Origin of the sequence: Pedobacter endophyticus, from assembly GCF_015679185.1 — a bacterium.
In the GTDB taxonomy this organism is placed as follows: Bacteria; Bacteroidota; Bacteroidia; order Sphingobacteriales; family Sphingobacteriaceae; genus Pedobacter; species Pedobacter endophyticus.
The window spans coordinates 1863326-1882536 of record NZ_CP064939.1 but is presented as its reverse complement, the minus strand read 5'-3'; the positions used below and the strand labels follow the sequence as shown (position 1 = coordinate 1882536).

General features: G+C 42.2%; 13 protein-coding genes. 9 read left to right on the top strand and 4 right to left on the bottom strand.

The annotated features are described in order from the left end of the window. Nucleotides 1-27: 27 nt before the first annotated feature. From IZT61_RS07510 to IZT61_RS07480, 7 genes are all read left to right on the top strand, one after another. On the top strand, nucleotides 28-2490 hold the full coding sequence (locus IZT61_RS07510) for a glycoside hydrolase family 31 protein (protein ID WP_196100550.1): 2463 nt from the start codon (nucleotides 28-30) through the stop codon (nucleotides 2488-2490). Between the two features lie 58 nt (nucleotides 2491-2548). Further along, the gene (gene glgB / locus IZT61_RS07505; RefSeq protein ID WP_196100549.1) at nucleotides 2549-4513 is read left to right on the top strand and encodes a 1,4-alpha-glucan branching protein GlgB; all 1965 of its coding nucleotides are present in this window, start codon (nucleotides 2549-2551) and stop codon (nucleotides 4511-4513) included. Between the two features lie 1218 nt (nucleotides 4514-5731). Further along, complete coding sequence (locus IZT61_RS07500) at nucleotides 5732-8575, top strand: DUF11 domain-containing protein (RefSeq protein ID WP_196100548.1); 2844 nt, start codon at nucleotides 5732-5734, stop codon at nucleotides 8573-8575. Between the two features lie 31 nt (nucleotides 8576-8606). Further along, on the top strand, nucleotides 8607-9296 hold the full coding sequence (locus IZT61_RS07495; protein WP_196100547.1) for a hypothetical protein: 690 nt from the start codon (nucleotides 8607-8609) through the stop codon (nucleotides 9294-9296). A 29-nt stretch (nucleotides 9297-9325) separates the two neighbouring features. Continuing rightward, entirely contained in the window at nucleotides 9326-10270 is a 945-nt protein-coding gene (locus IZT61_RS07490) for a T9SS type B sorting domain-containing protein (protein ID WP_196100546.1), read from the top strand. Between the two features lie 16 nt (nucleotides 10271-10286). Beyond that, entirely contained in the window at nucleotides 10287-11267 is a 981-nt protein-coding gene (locus IZT61_RS07485; RefSeq protein WP_196100545.1) for a PorP/SprF family type IX secretion system membrane protein, read from the top strand. A 127-nt stretch (nucleotides 11268-11394) separates the two neighbouring features. Then, entirely contained in the window at nucleotides 11395-11712 is a 318-nt protein-coding gene (locus tag IZT61_RS07480; RefSeq protein ID WP_196100544.1) for an RNA polymerase sigma factor, read from the top strand. 973 nt (nucleotides 11713-12685) lie between these two features. Here the strand turns inward: IZT61_RS07480 and gap are convergent. The 3 genes from gap to pfkA are packed head-to-tail and all read right to left on the bottom strand — an operon-like array spanning nucleotide 12686 to nucleotide 15523. After that, a complete protein-coding gene (gap, locus tag IZT61_RS07475; protein WP_196100543.1) occupies nucleotides 12686-13687 on the bottom strand; it encodes a type I glyceraldehyde-3-phosphate dehydrogenase in 1002 nt (333 codons plus the stop codon). Nucleotides 13688-13694: 7 nt separating this feature from the next. Further along, on the bottom strand, nucleotides 13695-14537 hold the full coding sequence (locus IZT61_RS07470) for a hypothetical protein (RefSeq protein ID WP_196100542.1): 843 nt from the start codon (nucleotides 14535-14537) through the stop codon (nucleotides 13695-13697). After that, complete coding sequence (gene pfkA / locus IZT61_RS07465) at nucleotides 14537-15523, bottom strand: 6-phosphofructokinase (RefSeq protein WP_196100541.1); 987 nt, start codon at nucleotides 15521-15523, stop codon at nucleotides 14537-14539. Before pfkA ends, IZT61_RS07470 begins: the two co-directional genes overlap by 1 nt. A gap of 111 nt (nucleotides 15524-15634) precedes the next feature. Here pfkA and IZT61_RS07460 point away from each other — a divergent pair, with 111 nt between their 5' ends. Beyond that, nucleotides 15635-16324 carry an NUDIX hydrolase gene (locus IZT61_RS07460; RefSeq protein ID WP_090982558.1) on the top strand — a complete coding sequence of 230 codons (690 nt, stop codon included), beginning with the start codon at nucleotides 15635-15637 and terminating at the stop codon, nucleotides 16322-16324. Between the two features lie 312 nt (nucleotides 16325-16636). On the opposite strand, the gene IZT61_RS07455 is transcribed toward IZT61_RS07460, so the two are convergent. Further along, the gene (locus IZT61_RS07455) at nucleotides 16637-17497 is read right to left on the bottom strand and encodes an N-acetylglucosamine kinase (protein WP_196100540.1); all 861 of its coding nucleotides are present in this window, start codon (nucleotides 17495-17497) and stop codon (nucleotides 16637-16639) included. Between the two features lie 218 nt (nucleotides 17498-17715). Between IZT61_RS07455 and IZT61_RS07450 the strand changes: the two genes are divergently transcribed. Beyond that, the gene (locus IZT61_RS07450) at nucleotides 17716-18738 is read left to right on the top strand and encodes a threonine aldolase family protein (RefSeq protein ID WP_196100539.1); all 1023 of its coding nucleotides are present in this window, start codon (nucleotides 17716-17718) and stop codon (nucleotides 18736-18738) included. Nucleotides 18739-19211: the final 473 nt, after the last annotated feature.

The window sequence follows — 19211 nt, the reverse complement described above, 5'->3', positions numbered from 1 at the left end:
GTATTTTAAATTTGACATAAATAAGGGATGGAAGCGCAAAACGATAAACCAAACGAAGTAAGTGATTTGATTGAAAAAGAACAAGAGATTCAGCACTTAAACAATCCTGTTGACATATCTGTAAAGCCGATTGTAAAACAATACTTAGGCACGGTTAAAAAGGTAAAAAAAGAAGGCAATCGGTTTTATTTTTCCGATGGCGATGCCCGGGTAGAAATTCGGGTGGTGAGCGATGACATTATTCGCGTTCGCCTTGCACCGCATGGTGTTTTTTTAGATGATTTTTCATATGCCGTGCCCGAGGTCGATCAAAAAGTATCGGTGTTCAAAATGAACGAACACGAAGATCACTATACCGTTTCAACCCATTCAGTAACCTGTAAAATCGAAAAATCGAATTTTCATATCTCCTTTTCCGATAACATCACCAATTTGGTAATGGTTGAGGAGGCAAACTCGATGCACTGGGAAGAGAATGTAGATTTTGGTGGATATTATATCTATGCCACCAAGAGTTGTCATCCCGAGGAGAACTTTTTCGGGCTCGGCGATAAATCGGGCAATTTCAACCTTCGCGGTCGCCGTTTCGAGAACTGGAACACTGATGCCTACTCTTTCGGCTGGAATCAGGATCCGTTGTACCGGACAATACCGTTTTACATGGGGTTGCACAATCAAGCTGCCTATGGTATTTTTTTCGATAACACCTTTAAGTCGTACTTCGATTTTGGTGCAGAAGATACCAATAAAACCAGTTTTTGGGCCGATGGGGGCGAACTGCAATATTATTACATTCACGGACCGCACATTATGGATGTGGTAAAGCGTTACGCCACCTTAACCGGCACTCACCCAATGCCTCCGAAATGGACGTTAGGTTATCAACAGTGCCGTTGGAGCTATTACCCCGAAGCAAAAGTTAAAGAAATAGCCAAACAGTTCAGGGCAAGAAAAATACCTTGCGACGCTATTTATCTTGATATCGATTACATGGATGGCTACCGTTGCTTTACATGGAACAAAAAATACTTTCCCGATCCGCCGAAAATGATCAAAGAGCTATCAGACGACGGTTTTAAAACCGTGGTGATGATTGACCCCGGAATTAAGGTCGACGACGATTACTGGGTTTTTAAAGAAGGCAAGGAAAAACGTTTCTTCTGTCGCAGGAGCGATGATTATTATATGGAAGGCCATGTTTGGCCGGGACGTTGCCAATTCCCCGACTTTACAAACCCAAAAGTACGAACCTGGTGGGGCAATTTATATAAAGAACTGGTAGATATGGGCGTGGCCGGCTTCTGGAATGACATGAACGAGCCCGCAGTTTTTGGTTCAGGAACTTTCCCTAACGATGTACGCCACAATTACGATGGCTACCGCGGTTCGCACCGCAAGGCCCATAACGTTTACGGCATGCAAATGGTCCGCTCAACTTACGAAGGATTGAAAAAGCTAATGCGCAACAAACGGCCGTTCACCATTACCCGAGCAGGTTATTCGGGCATGCAGCGATATGCCAGCGTTTGGACAGGCGATAACATCGCCACCTGGGAACATTTAAAGATAGGAAATATTCAGTGTCAACGCCTTTCCGTTTCGGGCGTACCGTTTTGTGGTACCGATATTGGCGGTTTCAGCGGTGAGCCAGATGGCGAATTATTTACTCGTTGGATTCAACTCGGCACCTTTTCGCCATTTATGAGGGCGCACTCTGCAGGAGATACCGCAGAACGCGAGCCTTGGAGCTTCGGCGAGTTTTTCGAAGATATTAATCGCAAGTTTATCGAATTAAGGTATCGCTTAATGCCATACCTGTACTCCGTTTTCTGGGAGCACCACCGTTACGGTTTCCCAATCTTAAGGCCGCTCGTAATGCTCGAGCAGGAAAATATTAGCAACAGCTTCCGTCAGGATGAGTTCTGCTACGGCGATAAGCTCTTGATATGCCCCGTTTTAGAACAAGGTGCAATCTCCAGAAAAGTTTATCTTCCCAAGGGAACATGGTATAACTTCTGGACAAATGAAGTGCTTCAGGGCGGCAATGAATACACGGTTGAAGCCAAAATCGATAGCATGCCGATTTTTGTGCGTGCCGGATCGGTTGTGCCTGAATACCCTGTAATGCAGTACGTTGATGAAAAAGCCATTACCGAAGTGGTATTGAACATTTATCAGAGCGATTACGAAGTAAACTCATACATGTACGAAGACCACGGAGATACTTTTGCCTTTGAACAGGATATTTACCTGGAAAAGAAATTTACGGTAAAGAGTGATGCACAGCTGCTAAAAGTGAACCAGCGCATAGAAGGGCTTTATACGCCAAACTACGAATTCTATGTTTGCAATGTAATGGGCCTCAAATTTCAGGTTAAAAAAATAGTTGTTGATAACAAGGAAGTGAGCGATTTTTATACAGATGATAAAAATATTCTTCACTTTAAGTGCAATAAAAACTTCAGCGAAATACAAATTTCAACTTTGTAAATCTTTTAAGCCCTGATGCTGTTTAGCATTGGGGCTTCACTTATCTAGTCAAAATCCTATGTCGAAAACGAAAAAAGTATCACCAGGCAAATCGTCTCCAGTTAAAATTGATAAAAGTAAATCCGTTTGGGCTTACAGTTTATTTACTGATTATGATGTTGATCTTTTTCTCGTTGGAAAGCACTTCCGGCTCTACGAAAAACTGGGTTCTCATTTAATTACTGTTGACGGTGTAAAAGGGACTTACTTTGCAGTTTGGGCGCCAAATGCCATTAAAGTCGGCGTAGCGGGCAATTTTAACGATTGGAATCGCGAATCGCACCCCTTGAACAAGCGGTGGGACAAATCTGGTGTTTGGGAGGGATTTATTCCCGACGTAGCTAAGGGCGAAACCTATAAATACTTTGTAAAGGGATTTGACGAGTCGGAGCACCTTAAAGGCGATCCGTATGCCCGCCGGTGGGAGCATCCGCCCCAAACCGCTTCTATTGTTTGGGATACGGATTATACATGGAAAGATAAGGCCTGGCTTGGTAAGCGGGCAAAATTAAATGCGCTCGACCAGCCCATTACCGTGTACGAAATTCATTTAGGTTCGTGGGAACGAGACCCAGATAACCCTAAACGTGTGCTCAATGCCAGGGAAGTTGCAGGCAGGCTTGTTCCTTACGTTAAAGAAATGGGTTTTACACACGTAGAACTGATGCCAGTAATGGAATTTCCGTTTTTTCCCAGTTGGGGATATCAGATTACGGGCTATTTCGGTGCAAGTTCCCGCTACGGATCGCCGCAGGATTTAATGTACTTAATCGACGAATTGCACAAGGCCAATATCGCTGTCATTTTAGATTGGGTACCCTCGCACTTTCCCGGAGACCGACACGGTCTTTACGAATTTGATGGAACGCACCTTTATGAGCATGCCGACATGCGCAAGGGCTTTCATCCCGATTGGAAATCGTACATCTTTAATTATGATAGAAACGAAGTACGCTCGTTCCTGATCAGTAACGCACTTTTCTGGTTAGATCAATACCATGCGGATGGACTTCGCGTTGACGCGGTAGCTTCGATGTTGTATTACAATTTTTCGAGAGAGGAGGGCGATGCGGCTACAAACGAATACGGGGGAAGTGAAAATCTGGGAGCCATCCAGTTTCTTCAAGATCTCAATGTTGCTGTGTATGGAAACTTCGAAGGCGTGCAAACCATTGCCGAAGAAAGCAGCACGTATCCGGGCGTAACCCATCCGGTGTATGCCGGCGGCCTTGGTTTTGGCATGAAATGGATGATGGGTTGGATGAATGATACGCTTAAATACTTCAAAATAGACACGTTGGGCCGTAAACATCATCATCACCAATTGAGTTTCAGCATGACCTACGCCTTTACCGAGAACTTTATGTTGCCATTTTCTCATGATGAAGTGGTGCACGGTAAATCGCCGATGCTTTATAAAATGCCGGGAGACGATTGGCAAAAGTTTGCCAATTTAAGGGCGCTTTACGGCTACATGTTTACCCATCCCGGAGCCAAGCTACTGTTTATGGGAAATGAAATTGCGCAAACCAACGAATGGAATTTTACCCAATCGCTCGATTGGCACCTGTTACAGTACCCTCCGCATAAAGGAATGCAGGAAACGGTTAAGGCACTGAATTTTTTATACCGGAAAGAACCCGCCTTATATCATTTTAACTTTAGCCACGAAGGTTTTGAATGGCTCGATGCAGATAATACAAACGAATCTGTATTTGTATATATGCGCAAGGGGCCCAAACCAAAAGATACCTTGGTTATCGCCATTAATTTAACCCCTGTTGTGAGGGAGCATTATCGAATCGGCGTTCCGTTTAAAGGCAAATGGAAAGAGATTTTTAACACCGATGATATTACCTATTACGGCAGTGGAATTAATAATAAAGGCGACATTGTGCCTAATAAAGACGGCTTTAACAATCAGCAGTATTCAATAGATATTAATCTTCCGCCCTTGGCAACCGTTATTTTCAAAAGTAAATAAGTTTAAACAAGAAAAGCCCTTCATTGCTGAAAGGCTTTCTCATCCTTGGAGTGGAAGCATCCAAAGAGGTGCAAATATACAATATTCGTTGTTAATGGCAACTAATAATTTCCGCAATTTATAAGGCATTTTGCGCATTGAGATCGCTGGTCAAGCTATTAATGACAGCTTCTATGAATGATCGTCAGTGCCCCAAAGGGGTTACTTTGTAGCGAGGTACGAAGCAATCTGCTTTGATTAAATGCTATCTCGCATGAGATTGCTTCAATCGATGAAGAACTGAATTCGAAAAGATTGACGGATGATCGAAGAGATGTGTCCACACGATGGGATTTCTCGGAAAGCATCCGTAAAACTACTTCTCAACGCCCTTGCCCATACACTCCGCTCTTTTTTAGGCAGTGCGTTATTGGCGTTTTGTTTTTCATCGCTTGCGGATCCTTCGTTGCACTCAGGACAGCGTTTAAACCTGTCATCCCAACGCCTTTGTTTTTTCTAAAACTGACCTCTACCAATGACAGTTTCTATGAATGATCGTCATCGCAAGGTACGAAGCAATCTCTCTATGGCGGCCGTTGCAAAGACTGTTTCAGCTCGCACAAGCGTGGCTTCGCTACAAAGTAGCCCCTTTGGGGCAATGACAAGATGGCTTCCTTTGATGATGTTAAACCTTCTATCCAAACTCCTTTCTTTTTCGAAACACTACCTCTGAACACGCGGCCGTTTCTATTAATACCTAAATACAAAGCTTTGGCTTAGTGTCGATTATAACCCTAAGAATGGAAATATGTTGATATAATGTTTAAAAATATTTTCACTTTTTTTAAATTCGGTAAAAATCTGTCGCAAAACAGCAAGATTTTTGTATCAATTGTTTGATATTAAGGGTGTTAAAATGATTTAGTATTTAAGCGACAAGTAAAATATGAGTACTAAACGCACGCAGAGTGTGTAGAATTAAATTTACATTTTTTTCTAATGTGCAGATTTATACCGTCCGATCCATAAATCCAACCTGCAAATCACGCTTCAAATACCTTTCATTCCCGTTTTTTAAGTATTTTCGTGTCAAATCCCGTGTTTTAATTTATACATACAACAGTAGCTGCTAAAATAATTAAGTTTTTGCCTGGCAGTCTGTTGTGCCTAACTTGTCTAAGTAGCCACCAGCTTTAGATGAGTTCTGAAATTTTCACTTAGTGGATTTTGACAATAAATATGGTTAAAAATCTACTTCGCCTCTTCTGTACTATTTTAATGGTTCTGGTGATATTATCAGTCGCCATAGGCAGCGTGTACGGCAGCAAGATTAACAACACCAGTAATTTTTTACCACCAAGCTATTCTAAACATTATATTGCACCAGCACCCTGGCAGTATTGGAGTAAGGCCAACGAAATTGTAATTACTTCTGATAATGGTTCGGTTACAGGAACGATATCGAAGAGTGACGGGACCGTAATTACCACTTTTGCCTGTGCTCAGGGAACACCGGTGGTATACCGCTTTACCGGCTTGCCTAAAGATGCACCCGCTTACGCCCTCAACACCGTGCTTAATGCCGCCGGCTTAATTGTTGAGGCAACAGGATCAATTTCTGTCAACCTGCGGAACGTAGCCTCAGATAACCTGGGTAGCGAGGGTAACGATGCTAATATTAAAGGAAATGCATCGCTCTTCAGCTTTGGCGATGCAGCAATTGGTACTTCTTTTCGGGTGGGCTACTATCGCGATGGTAATTTGGCCAGTGGCGTTCACCCGCCATTCTATAGCATTATGGCCATAGAAAACAATACCAGTATCAAAATAGGGGGCGTGGCTACTACAACGCTTAATGCCGGGCAAAGTTATTTATTTACGGCCCCAATTGGCACCTTAGTAGAATCTTCCGGCTCTGCAGTAATGAACGTATCAGCCGATCTTGATGCACCCGGGGGCTGTGGAGACGGTGCTTACAATCCCATCCCACCGATAGCCTCTTTAGGGGCAGAATATGTGGTGGTTAGGGGAGAGGGTAACCTCACAGCAGAGCAAACCACTGTAATTGCTACCGAGGCGAACACCAGCTTCACCGTAATTCATTATGACCAAAACGGCGTACAGCGGGCAACAGCAACTTATACATTGGCCCAGCCCGGAGATAAACAGACCTTCAACCATGGGTATATCACCGGTAATTATAGCACAACGTCAAATACCGGACGATACTCTTCGAGCTGGATTGTAGCTACAAAAAATATCGAAGTGTTTTCAGGTACAGCAGGTATATCGGTAGGTGGTGGTTGCGAGGTTGATGTGGCAACACTGGTACCAATATCGTCTTGTTCAGGATCAAAAAGAGTAGAAACCACTAAATTTACCGCGTATGTGCCCAGTGCAGACCTGCCTTATTTTGGCTACATCATTACAAAAAGTTCCGATAAAATTTATTTAACTACAACCGGATCATCTCCATATTCGAATAAAGACATCGAAACTATTGCAAGCGTAGGTGCACGTAAACCACTGGGTACTTCAGGCTTATCGTTAATCAGCTTTACCCAAACCAGCATTGGCTCCCCAAACACCATTGTTATTACCAGTGCCAGCCGACTTACCGTTTCTATGGTACAGCAAAGCAGTGGTTTCTCAATGTCGAACTTTATTTCCCGTTTCGCAGAAAAAGCCGACCAACCCATCGTAAGCCAGGCCGATTGCTCAACAGCAACACTAACGGCCACGCCAAATGCAGGCCCCTACCAATGGTACCTCAACGGGGTTATTATTAATGGGGCCACCAACAATACCCATGTAGCCAGCGCATCGGGGAGCTATACGGTTACCACCCAGTTAGAATGTGGCATTAGTGCACCCTCTTTACCCGTTACCATTTCGCTTTGTAACATCGATCGCTCCATTACCAAAACGGTAGATGTTGCTTATCCTGAGCTTAATACAAACGTGGTATTCTCATTAAAGGCAGAAAACCTTGGCAACGGAAATGCAGTAGGCGTTTCAGTTTCCGACAAGCTGCCAGCTGGTTATACCTATGTATCAAGCGTAGCATCTGCAGGTACAAGCTACAATGCCACCTCTGGCATTTGGACCATCGGCGATATGGCCAGCGGAGCCGTTGCCACATTAAAAATTACCGCCAAAGTGGTTCAAACCGGGGTAAATACGAATACGGCTACCATAACCGGCTCGCAGCCCGATCAGGTAAGCAATAACGATCAAAGTTCGGCATCAACCACCACCGGTTCGGGCGATAGGGTACTTTGCGTAAATACGGTAATGAACCCGATAGTTTACGATATTCCTGCGGCAACAACGGGAGTTCAGGTTGCGGGCTTGCCAACCGGAATAACTGCAAGTTATAATTCCACAACCAAAAAATTAACGATTAGCGGAACACCAATGCAGGCCACAGCCGAAAAAACCTACACCATTTCGGCCACCCAGGGCGCTGCCATAAACATAACGGGTAAAATTACCGTGAACAACAACGTGACCCAACCGGTGTTTAATAGCGGCCTTGTTGATAAGCGATGTACAGGTTCAGGAACAAACACTTATATAGCAACTGCAAGTAATACCAACGGCATAGTTTATTCGCTATTACCATTGCAGGCCGGAACCATAAATGCTACCACGGGCGAGGTTGCGTGGTCGGCGACATTTGCAGGGACTGCTACGATAACGGCCACGGCTACTGGTTGTGAAGAAAAAAAGCAGGACTTTGTGGTTACGGTAACGGGCTTGCCAAATTTAACCCTCGGCCCGGAGCCGGAGTTTTGTGCAGGGGTGATAAGCTCATCGTTAAGTTACACCGCTGCGGTAAACAACCCAACAACGTACAGCATCAGCTGGCTCACCGGAGGTTTCGATGCCGTTGTTAACCAACCCTTGCCCGTGGGCAATATTCCATTTAATGTTTCCGAACATGCTGTGGCTGGTACCTACAATGGTACTTTAACCATTCAAAATGCTGCTGGTTGCAGTACGTCCATCAATTTTAGTATAAAAATAAATCCAAAACCGGCTGCGCCACATGTAATGGTGCATCCAACATCCCAATATTAAATAGACAAAAAACAACAAAAAATCAATCCCCATGAACACAATTACAAAAACACTCTTAGCCGTTGCATTCTTATTTATTTGCAGCATCTACCGCGGTTCGGCACAAGTTACACCGACAACCACTGGTGTAAACCTGTTTTGCCAAGGATCGGACCTGACATTACCAGCACCTGCTGCTGGCGAAGACTGGATTTTAAGGTACAGCGCCACGCAAACCACCACACCATCAACAGGTATTACATTAACGAACGGAAACAAGGTTCCGGCGGCCGATTTAAACACTGGTTACTACTATCTAACCTCTAAAAAAACCGAAGCAGGATCCTGCGAATCGGAAATGCAAGAGATTCCGGTGTATGTGCTTAAGCCTTTAATCCCAGCGTTTACGCCTGCAGGTTTCTGTATCGAAACACCTTTAGAACAAACTGCAACAGTAGACAATCCTGAAACTTCGATTACTACGCTTGCTTATCAATGGTATAAGGTTTCGGGCGGTACTGAAACGGCAATTGCTGGCGCAACAAGCCAAAATTACACGCCCACTACGGCATCGTCAACTGTAGGCACTACAACTTATCGTTTAAAAGTGGGCTACTTGATTGGCGGTAATAAATATTGCCCTCAAACAATTGATCACGACGTAACCATAACCGCTAAACCAGGTAAACCAACAATTACTGTAGGTACAGCAAACGGTACAGCTGCGGCAGTTACTTTTTAACAATAATTTTTAATCACCCTAAGATAAAAATGAGGCAAAGGCTTTGTTCCTTCCTGCTTTTGGCTTTCCTGGCATTTTTTGCAAAAACAGGATTTAGCCAATCGGCTGGCGAAGAGCTGCAAACTGTAACGATCAGGAAAGGATCGTCGGCGGTGCTGCAGGCAACTTCGGCAGGGGCAAGCACGTACCTATGGTTTAAGGATGATATAGTAATAAAAGGACAAAAGAACCGACAGCTGATTACCGCCACCGAAGGGATTTACAAAGTAGTAGCCATGAACAGTTTCGGGTGTACCTCTGATGCGTCGGACCAGGTGCGTTTGGTTGTTTTGCCTGCCATATCGGCCGATATATCGATTACCAAAAGATCGGAGACGAGAACCGTTTTGAGCGATCAAATTTTCGATTACTATTTAAATGTGCGAAACAATGGCGCTGATGATGCAAACCAGATTAAGGTAAAAGATGCCTTGCCAGATAACCTGGTTTTTGAAAGTCTGGGCGAGCCGACTGATGGTACAGCCAGTTACGATGTAAACGAAAGGGCTATTAACTGGAATATTGCCTTTTTGGGTAATCAGAAGTTTGCCGAACTCGTGATCAAGGTAAGATCGAAACTGCCCGGAACGGTAAATAATACAGCAACAGTAACCGCTAGCGAGCCCGACCCGAACTTAGCTAACAATACATCGACAGATCGTAAAGAAATTTCGGGCTTGAGGATACCAAACGTGTTTACGCCCAATGGCGATGGCAAGAACGACGCTTTTTATATCGAGCATTTAAATGCATTTGAATCGAACGATGTAACGGTAATTAATCGGTGGGGAAGTACCGTGTTTCAATCGAAGGGATATTTAAACGATTGGACAGCGCCTGGCTTAAGCGATGGAACTTATTTCTATGTGGTAAAGGTTAGAAATGGCTCATCTGCATGGCAGGAATATAAGGGTTACGTTACTATTGTAAGGTAATAAGAACAAAATAAGTATGAAGATTTCGAAGAGGATAGTTTTTGTTTTAATTATGATTACGGCATCGGCAAGGCTTTTTGCACAACAAAATGCGCAGTTCGGCCAATATGTTTTTAATGGAATGTACATTAACCCAGCCTATTCGGGGTACAAGGAGGAGCTTTATATTCAGGCATTTGCACGGGCACAGTGGACTGGCGTTAGGGGAGCGCCACAAACTTTGTCTGTATCGGCCGATGAAGCGATAAACGACGAAAGCCTCGGTATCGGGCTGATGGTATCAAAAGATAAAATTGGTGCACAAAGTTCGCTAAATGCCACGGCGAACCTCGCTTACCGGATTAAGCTCGACCGTACGGAAACGAATATTTTTGCATTTGGTTTAGGGGTGGGTGTAACGCAGGCATCACTTAATGGTAATTTGCTCGACCCGATAGAGCAAGGCGATAACAGGATTCCTGCCGGATATGTAAGTCAGATTTTACCGAATATCCGTGCAGGCATTCATTATTCTAATGAGAAGTTTTTTGTTGGCTTTTCTGCCGATAATCTGCTGTCGAAATCCATGTCCCGTTCCAACGATTACGAATCGATCAATATTAAATTAGAGCCTCATTTGTACCTAACGGCCGGCATGGCATTCCAGTTAAATGACGATTTTGTTTTCAAGCCGACTTTTTTAATCAAAGATGACTTACACGGGCCTACATCGTTAGATTTAAATGCGTTTTTATTAATTAAAGAGCGCTTGTGGATAGGAGGCGTGTACCGAACGTCAGTTAAAATGTACCCGAAAAAGAATCTTCAGGTTGATTTAACCAACAGGGCTGCGGCAGGCATAATTGCAGAGCTTTTCGTAAAATCGAATCTGCGCTTTGGTTATGGCTACGATTACAGCCTGAACGAACTCGGGAATTTTGATTATGGTTCGCATGAAATTTCTGTAGGCTATTACCTTTACACTAAAAAGAGCAGGCGCCCGAAGTGCTATTTCTAAGCTATCCTTTCCTTATAACGAACATCGTTTATCAGGCCGGATAATTACACCAACTGGTTGTTTGATTACTGATTACCTTAAGAACAATATAGATGCTGTGGGTGTTAAGCTTTAACATCATAACAAAATGCAATCGTTGCTTAAGTTCACCACTCATCACGTTTCTAATGTGAGCCTACCTACCTGGCCATTTGATCAACAGGTTTTTGTAGGTTTGTTGCGCAGTCAGGATAAAAAGGCCTTTGCCCTTTTGTACAAGCACTATGCGGCGGCTATTTATGGAATGTTACTCAACAAGCTTAATGATCCAGTTAAGGCCAATAAAGCGCTCGAGGATACTTTTTTAACCGTATGGGGCAACTTACCTGATTATGATGATAAAAAGATGCGCTTATTTACATGGATTAACCAAATTTCGTTGGGAATAATTAAAGAAAGGCGCTAAATACTTCAGGCCCTTTCAAATTCAGTATAAATACTTGTAGTTATACTATCTTGTTTTACAATTATTTACAGTTTTTGTTACTAAACGGTTCAAATTAATTTTTGTGCTGGTAAGTATCGTTGCTATGGTTAAATTTGGTTAAGGAAATTAAATCATCGGGACGATTTAGATTAACTTTATAAGCCTCTTCTAGTTTAGAGGCTTATTTTTTTTATCTTCCAACCGATTGAAAAGCGCTTATTCGAGTACATCATATAAAGATGTATAGCAAGTGAAAGCGCTCGCAGAATAATTCGGCCCAACGGTGCCGGTTGCAACATCAGTCTTTTAAAATACTAAATCCAGTTGTAACGCTGGGTAACTAACCAAATATAAATACCAAATCTGCCTAAAAAAGAAAAGAGATACTCCATCCAGACGTATCTCTTTTTTCTAACCAAATATAAACCTGTTATGAGCCAGGCTTTGTCTTTAATCTTCCATCTTAACCGAAGTTTTTCAAGAAGATGATTTATCTTTTTTTGTGGTGACTAACGCTATTCGTTTATCACTCTACAAATATAGTAAAAAATTTGATAGTGTAAAAAATACACTAAGAAAATTTTCAGTATTTTTTTTGTCATTTTTTGTTTGCAGCCCGTTTTTGCAATACTTTTGACCTCAAAACTACCGTGGTACAAATATATCACAAAAATATGTTAAGAGATTGTTAAATATTATCAAAATATGGTAGTATTTAGCCTAATCATTGTTGTTTTTTATCCATAAAGTGGATATGTGGTGCGTGTTAAACAAATTCCGTAGTTTTTTAAGAAAATTTAATGGATTTCCGCTTCTTGAAAGTGATAAAACATGAAATCCGGTAGAGAAAACATGATCAATTCATTAATGAAAAATACATTTAAAAATAAAAGGCAGCATTCTTTTCGAATACTGCCTTTAAAAAGCCTAATAATTAGTTAAAAACTCTTTTTTATTTTAGCGTTCCGTAATATTCTACAAATTTAGCAAGGGCCGAAGAGTATCCCCATTCGTTATCATACCATGAAACCACTTTTACGAAATTATCGTTAAGTGAAATTCCTGCTTTTGCATCAAAAATAGAAGCATGATCGTCGCCAACAAAGTCAGATGAAACCACTTCGTCTTCTGTATAACCCAATACGCCTTTCAATTCGCCTTCAGAAGCTGCTTTCATAGCCGCTTTAATTTCTTCGTAAGTAGCAGGTTTTTCTAAACGTGCTGTTAAATCTACAACAGATACATCGGCAACAGGCACGCGGAACGACATCCCGGTTAATTTTCCTTTCAGTTCTGGAAGAACCATACCTACTGCTTTAGCTGCACCTGTAGATGAAGGAATGATGTTTGAGAAACCACCACGACCACCTCTCCAATCTTTAGCAGATGGGCCATCAACCGTTTTTTGTGTGGCAGTTACCGCATGAATTGTGCTCATTAAGCCTTCAACAATACCGAAGTTATCATTCAATACTTTAGCAATTGGTGCTAAACAGTTGGTAGTACATGATGCGTTTGAAACGATTGTTTGATCTGCAGTTAATTTATCGTGGTTAACGCCCATTACGTAAGTTGGGATATCGCTGTCTTTTGCAGGAGCAGAGAAAACTACTTTTTTAGCACCAGCTGCAATGTGTTTTTCGGCATCAGCACGGGTTAAAAATAAACCTGTAGATTCGATTACGATTTCAACACCTACGGCATCCCATTTTAAATCGGCAGGATTGCGCTCAGCGGTTACACGGATAGTTTTTCCATTAACAACTAAGTTTCCATCAACAACTTCAATTGTTCCATCGAATTTACCATGTGTAGTATCATATTTTAACATATAGGCCATGTAATCTGGCTCAATTAAATCGTTGATAGCTACAATATCTAAACCTCTTTTTAATGCAGCTCTGAAAACCAGTCTGCCGATACGGCCAAAGCCGTTTATTCCAATTTTGCTCATTGTTTTGTTAATTAGTGTAATGTTTTAATAAATTTAATATTGGTTCTTTAATAATACTTTTAACCTTCAGGTTGTACCTGGCTGCAACATGTTTAAGCCTTTCTTCTAACTCTGCCGCAACCTTGCCCACAAAATGTATTTCCTTGTCGCCATATTTTTCAACCATGGGTATAATGTAGGTTTCAAAATGCTTTTCAAAACCCCGGTCAATCAACTCAACAATATACTCGTTCTCGATGTTTTGCGTAAAGAAATCGAAAAACGAGGTAAGAAATATATTTGCCTGAGGCTTATTGTATATCCTTTCGAGTATTTGAGGGCGATCCAGATTGTAATTTTTTATAAACTTGCTTTCGAGGTCGGCCGGTAAAGTTTTGCTTAAAAAATCTTTGAGCAACATTTTTCCGAAATAGTTCGATGAACCTTCGTCGCCAAGAATGTAGCCCAAACCAAAATTGTTATTTATGGGCTTTTTGCCATCAAAATACGCACAGTTAGATCCGCTACCCAACATGGCTACAATACCAGGCTTATCGTAACAGGCCGCTTTCGCTGCGCCAAACAAATCATTTTCAACAACTATTTTGCTGTATCTGAAAAACGATGATAGCGTTTTGGCCAGTACTTCTTTTCTATCTGCCGATGATGCACCGGCAGCAAAGAAATAGATCTTCTTTATATTTTCGGCATTGTTTACCAACGCAACTTTCTTATTTAAGATCTGAAGAATTGTTTTCGGGTCTACAAAACATGGGTTGATACCCGTTGTATTGCAATGCGCCACAACTTTTCCATTTTGGGTAAGTTTCCAAAATGCTGTTCTCGATCCGCTATAAACAACCGCAACCATTATATAGAAAGTACCTCCGTCATCTCCATCAAATCTGGCTCTAGTTTAAAACTATGCGAGGTTAAGGCCTCAGTAATGCTTGTCATTTGTATTTCGTTGCCTTTTAGGCCAACCATTTGTTCTGTTTTACCTGCAATTAACGCATTAACCGCTGCAAAACCAAGCCTGCTGCCTAAAATTCTATCGAAACTGCTCGGACTACCGCCGCGTTGCAGGTGGCCGAGAATGGTTACTTTGGTATCGTAATGATCAAAGGTTTCTTTAACCCGCTTTGCAATATCGTAAGCACCGCCTTGTTTATGTCCTTCCGCTACAATTACAATACTCGACGATTTTTTTGTGGCTGCACCCAACGCCAGTTTCTCGATCAATTCGGTTACGCTTGTTTCACGTTCGGGCAATAATACAGCCTCTGCGCCCGTGGCAATAGCGCTTCTCAAGGCTATACAACCCGAATCGCGACCCATCACCTCGATAAAAAATAAACGATCGTGTGCATCAGCCGTATCCCTGATTTTATCGATGGCCTCAATTACTGTATTAATAGCGGTATCGTAGCCCAGCGTAAAGTCAGACCCAACCAAATCGTTATCAATGGTACCCGGAATGCCTATAACCTTTACACCGAACGTTTCAGAGAAGCGTTTGGCACCGGTAAACGTTCCGTCGCCGCCAATAACAACCAAACCATCAATGTCATTTTTTTTCAGGTTATTATAGGCAATTTGTTGTCCTTCGTCGGTTTTAAACTCTAAACAGCGTGCTGTTTTTAGTATGGTTCCACCCAGGTGTAAAATATTGCTTACAGAACGGGCGTCCATTGGTTTTATGTTGTCGGTAATTAAACCCTGATAACCTTGCATTACACCGAACATATTAATGCCATGGTAAATTCCGGTACGAACAACAGCTCTTATTGCCGCATTCATTCCCGGGGCATCGCCTCCAGAAGTAAGTACAGCTATATTTTTGATATTTGGCTCCATTTTTATACTACGAATATAGTGTGTAATTTTTACACTAAGTAATTTTTTTTATTTTTTTTACTTAATATTGAAAGTCATACCTTTATCTGCTTAAAATAATCAAATTTTACTTTGGAACAAATTTTACCTCATTTAGATTCAGTATTCTCGATAGATTGTGTTTTGTTTGGATTTGATGGAAAGGAGCTGAAAATCCTTTTAATTGAAAGAAATGAAGAGCCATTTAAAGATTGGTGGGCACTGCCCGGTAACATTGTTGGCCCTGATGAAAGTCTTGATCAATCAGCTTCCCGGATTTTATATGAACTTACTGGTTTACGGGGTATATATATGGAACAATACTATGCTTTTGGCGACCCGAACCGGCACCCGCAGGGAAGGGTAATTACGCTTGCTTATTATGCATTGATCCGTTTAGGTGGCGATAAGGAACTTCGCCCGATTAGTACCTATGCGAAACGTGCAAACTGGTTGCCAATTACCGATTTGCCGAAACTCGCATTTGACCACCAGAAAATTTACGATAAAGGGCTCGAAAAGATAAAGCGTCGGATTAAACACCAACCCATTGCTTTCGAACTTTTACCAGAAAAATTTACGTTAACGCAGTTGCAACACGTTTATGAACTGGTTTTGGGCAAAAAGCTCGATAAACGAAACTTTAGAAAGAAGATTGTTAGTTTCGGCGTGCTTAAAGAGCTCGATGAAAAACAAAAGGGAGTTTCCTATCGTGCAGCCACATTATACCGATTTGATAAACGAAAATACGCCAAGCTTTTCGGTAAGGAGATTTCTTTTTAATTTAAAGTCGGAAAGTCCGATGTCGGAGGTCCGAAGTCTGGATGCAGAGAAGAAAGCCGAATTGCATAGTGTTATAAATGAAAAACCCTGATTTGAAATTTCAAATCAGGGTTTTTTCTATGAGTTTGCTTTAAGCGTTCGCTTTTCACTTCAAATTTTAGTCTTTTTGCTTTGATCTTTGCGTTTAATCTTTGCGTTTAATCTTCGGACCCCGGACTTTCGGACTTTCAGCTTTTATCTTCGGAAATCGGACTAAAGACTTCGGACTAAAGACTCCGGACTTTAAGCTTTTAGCTCTCTGCTTTCTAAAAACTACCCTTTCGGCGCCAACTCCAGGTGATAATGCACTAAATCATCTATTGGCGAGCGGATAATTTTGCCAACGCCCATTTCGTAACGATCGGCAACAATGCTTAAAATGTCGCGGAAACTGTAACCTACAGAACCTACACAGTTTAATTTATGATCTTTATAGTTTGGATAATGAATTACCAGGGCTTCAAAAAATGCGGTAAAGGCATAATCGATGGTGCTGAATGCATAATCTTCGTAATTGTCTTTAAAATCGTAAAGGAATTTACTAAAGCTGGCGCAGAAACGGTTTGGTAAAGGTTTGTTGTAAATATTATCGAAAATATCTTCGTTTGTTAAGGCATAGTTATCGTAAAAGGCTTCACGTAAGCCTTTCGGCATGTAACCTTTCATGTAGTCGCTCAAAATACGTTTTCCAATAAACGATCCGCTTCCTTCATCACCCAAAAAGTAACCTAAAGAATCGATGTTCATGGTAATTTCCGTGCCATCGTATAAGCATGAATTGGTTCCTGTACCTAAAATAGCTGCAAATCCTGGCTCGTTTCCAAGAAGCGCTCTGCAAGAGGCAAGTAAATCATGACCAACAAACACTTCGGCATTGATAAAGATTTGTTTCATGGCATCCGCCACAATCTTCACATTCCCTGGCGTAGAGCATCCGGCACCGTAGTAATAAACTCCTGTAAGTTTTTCTCTCTCCAAGTGGTCTGGAAGAGTTTCATTTAAGGACTTTACAATGTATTCTCCTTTCGAAAAATATGGATTGTAACCCTCGGTGTTAAAGTAAATTTTTCTGCCGGCCTCGTTAATCAGACACCAATTTGTTTTGGTCGATCCACCGTCTGCAATTACTATCATTTTATTTATTTTTGGTTTTAGCACGATAAAAGTATAAAAACTCTTATATTTTGTATCCTTTTTTTTAATAATTTTTTAACAATTTATTGTTATGTGAATTTAAGTGTGTAAAAAATACACTATATAACGGGCTTAATTGACTAAAAACCTTAAAATTATACCCGAAAAGGCATTGGTCTTTTTGTAAATGGTAAAAAATATTTTACAAGCAAATAGTAATGAATAAAGAAATTTTAGACTTCAGAAGCGACACAGTAACCCGGCCCACTGCCGGGATGCTCGATGCAATGATGAGCGCAAAAGTCGGCGATGATGTTTTTGGCGAAGACGAAACCGTGCATGCACTGGAAACAAAATTGGCCCATACCTTTAATATGGAGGCCGGTTTGTTTTGTCCATCCGGAACTATGACGAACCAGATCGCGATTAAGTGTTTTACGCAGCCGATGGACGAGGTAATTTGCGATCAAACGGCACATGTTTATCGGTATGAAATTGGCGGTATCGCTTTCCATTCTGCCGCATCGGTGAGGCTGCTACATGGCGAGCGAGGCATATTGACACCCGAACTCATCGAACCTGAAATTAATGAAGACAATATCCATTATCCTAACTCGAGCCTGGTGGTACTCGAAAATACCGTTAATAAGGGTGGTGGTGCCTGTTATACGCTGTCGCAAATTGCGCCGATTCATCATCTATGTAATATAAAGGGCTTAAAGCTGCATTTAGATGGTGCCCGGGTTTTTAATGCTTTGGTTGCAACTGGCGATAATGCGCACGATTATGGGAAATATTTTGATGGAATTTCAGTTTGTTTATCCAAGGGATTGGGTGCGCCAGTAGGTTCGGTATTGCTCGGCACAAAGGCCACCATTCATAAGGCACGTAAAATCAGAAAAGCCTTTGGCGGCGGTATGAGGCAAGCGGGCTTTTTGGCAGCGGCCGGTATTTATGCTTTAGACCACCATGTCGATCGCCTAAAAGAAGATCACGATCATGCAAAAGCACTGGCAATTGCGCTGGCACGAACAAGTTACGTGAAATCCATCATGCCTGTTGAAACCAACATTGTGGTATTTGAGGTAGCGCCGGGAACGGCGGCACAAACTGTTGATCGTTTAAATGACAAGGGATTATTGTGTAATGCAACCAGCGCAAGTACAATTCGCCTGGTTACCCATTTAGATTTAACGCCTGCAATGATTGATAGAGCGATTGAAATCATATTACATTTGTAGTAAAAGAGAGTCCGAAGTCGTTAGTCTTTAGTCCGAAGTCTAGTTGCTTCAATCATAAAATGCCTGGCCGGTTGTTACCTTGAGCGGAGTGGTTGTTACCTTGAGCGGAGTCGGTTGTCACCTTGAGCGGAGTGGTTGTCACCTTGAGCGGAGTGGTTGTTACCTTGAGCGGAGTGGTTGTCACCTTGGACGGAGTCGGTTGTCACCTTGAGCGGAGTCGGTTGTCACCTTGAGCGGAGTGGTTGTCACCTTGAGCGGAGTGGTTGTTACCTTGAGCGGAGTGGTTGTCACCTTGGACGGAGTCGGTTGTCACCTTGAGCGGAGTCGGTTGTCACCTTGAGCGGAGTGGTTGTTACCTTGAGCGGAGTGGTTATTACCTTGAGCGGAGTCGGTTGTCACCTTGAGCGGAGTGGTTGTCACCTTGAGCGGAGTGGTTGTCACCTTGAGCGGAGTGGTTGGTACCTTGAGCGGAG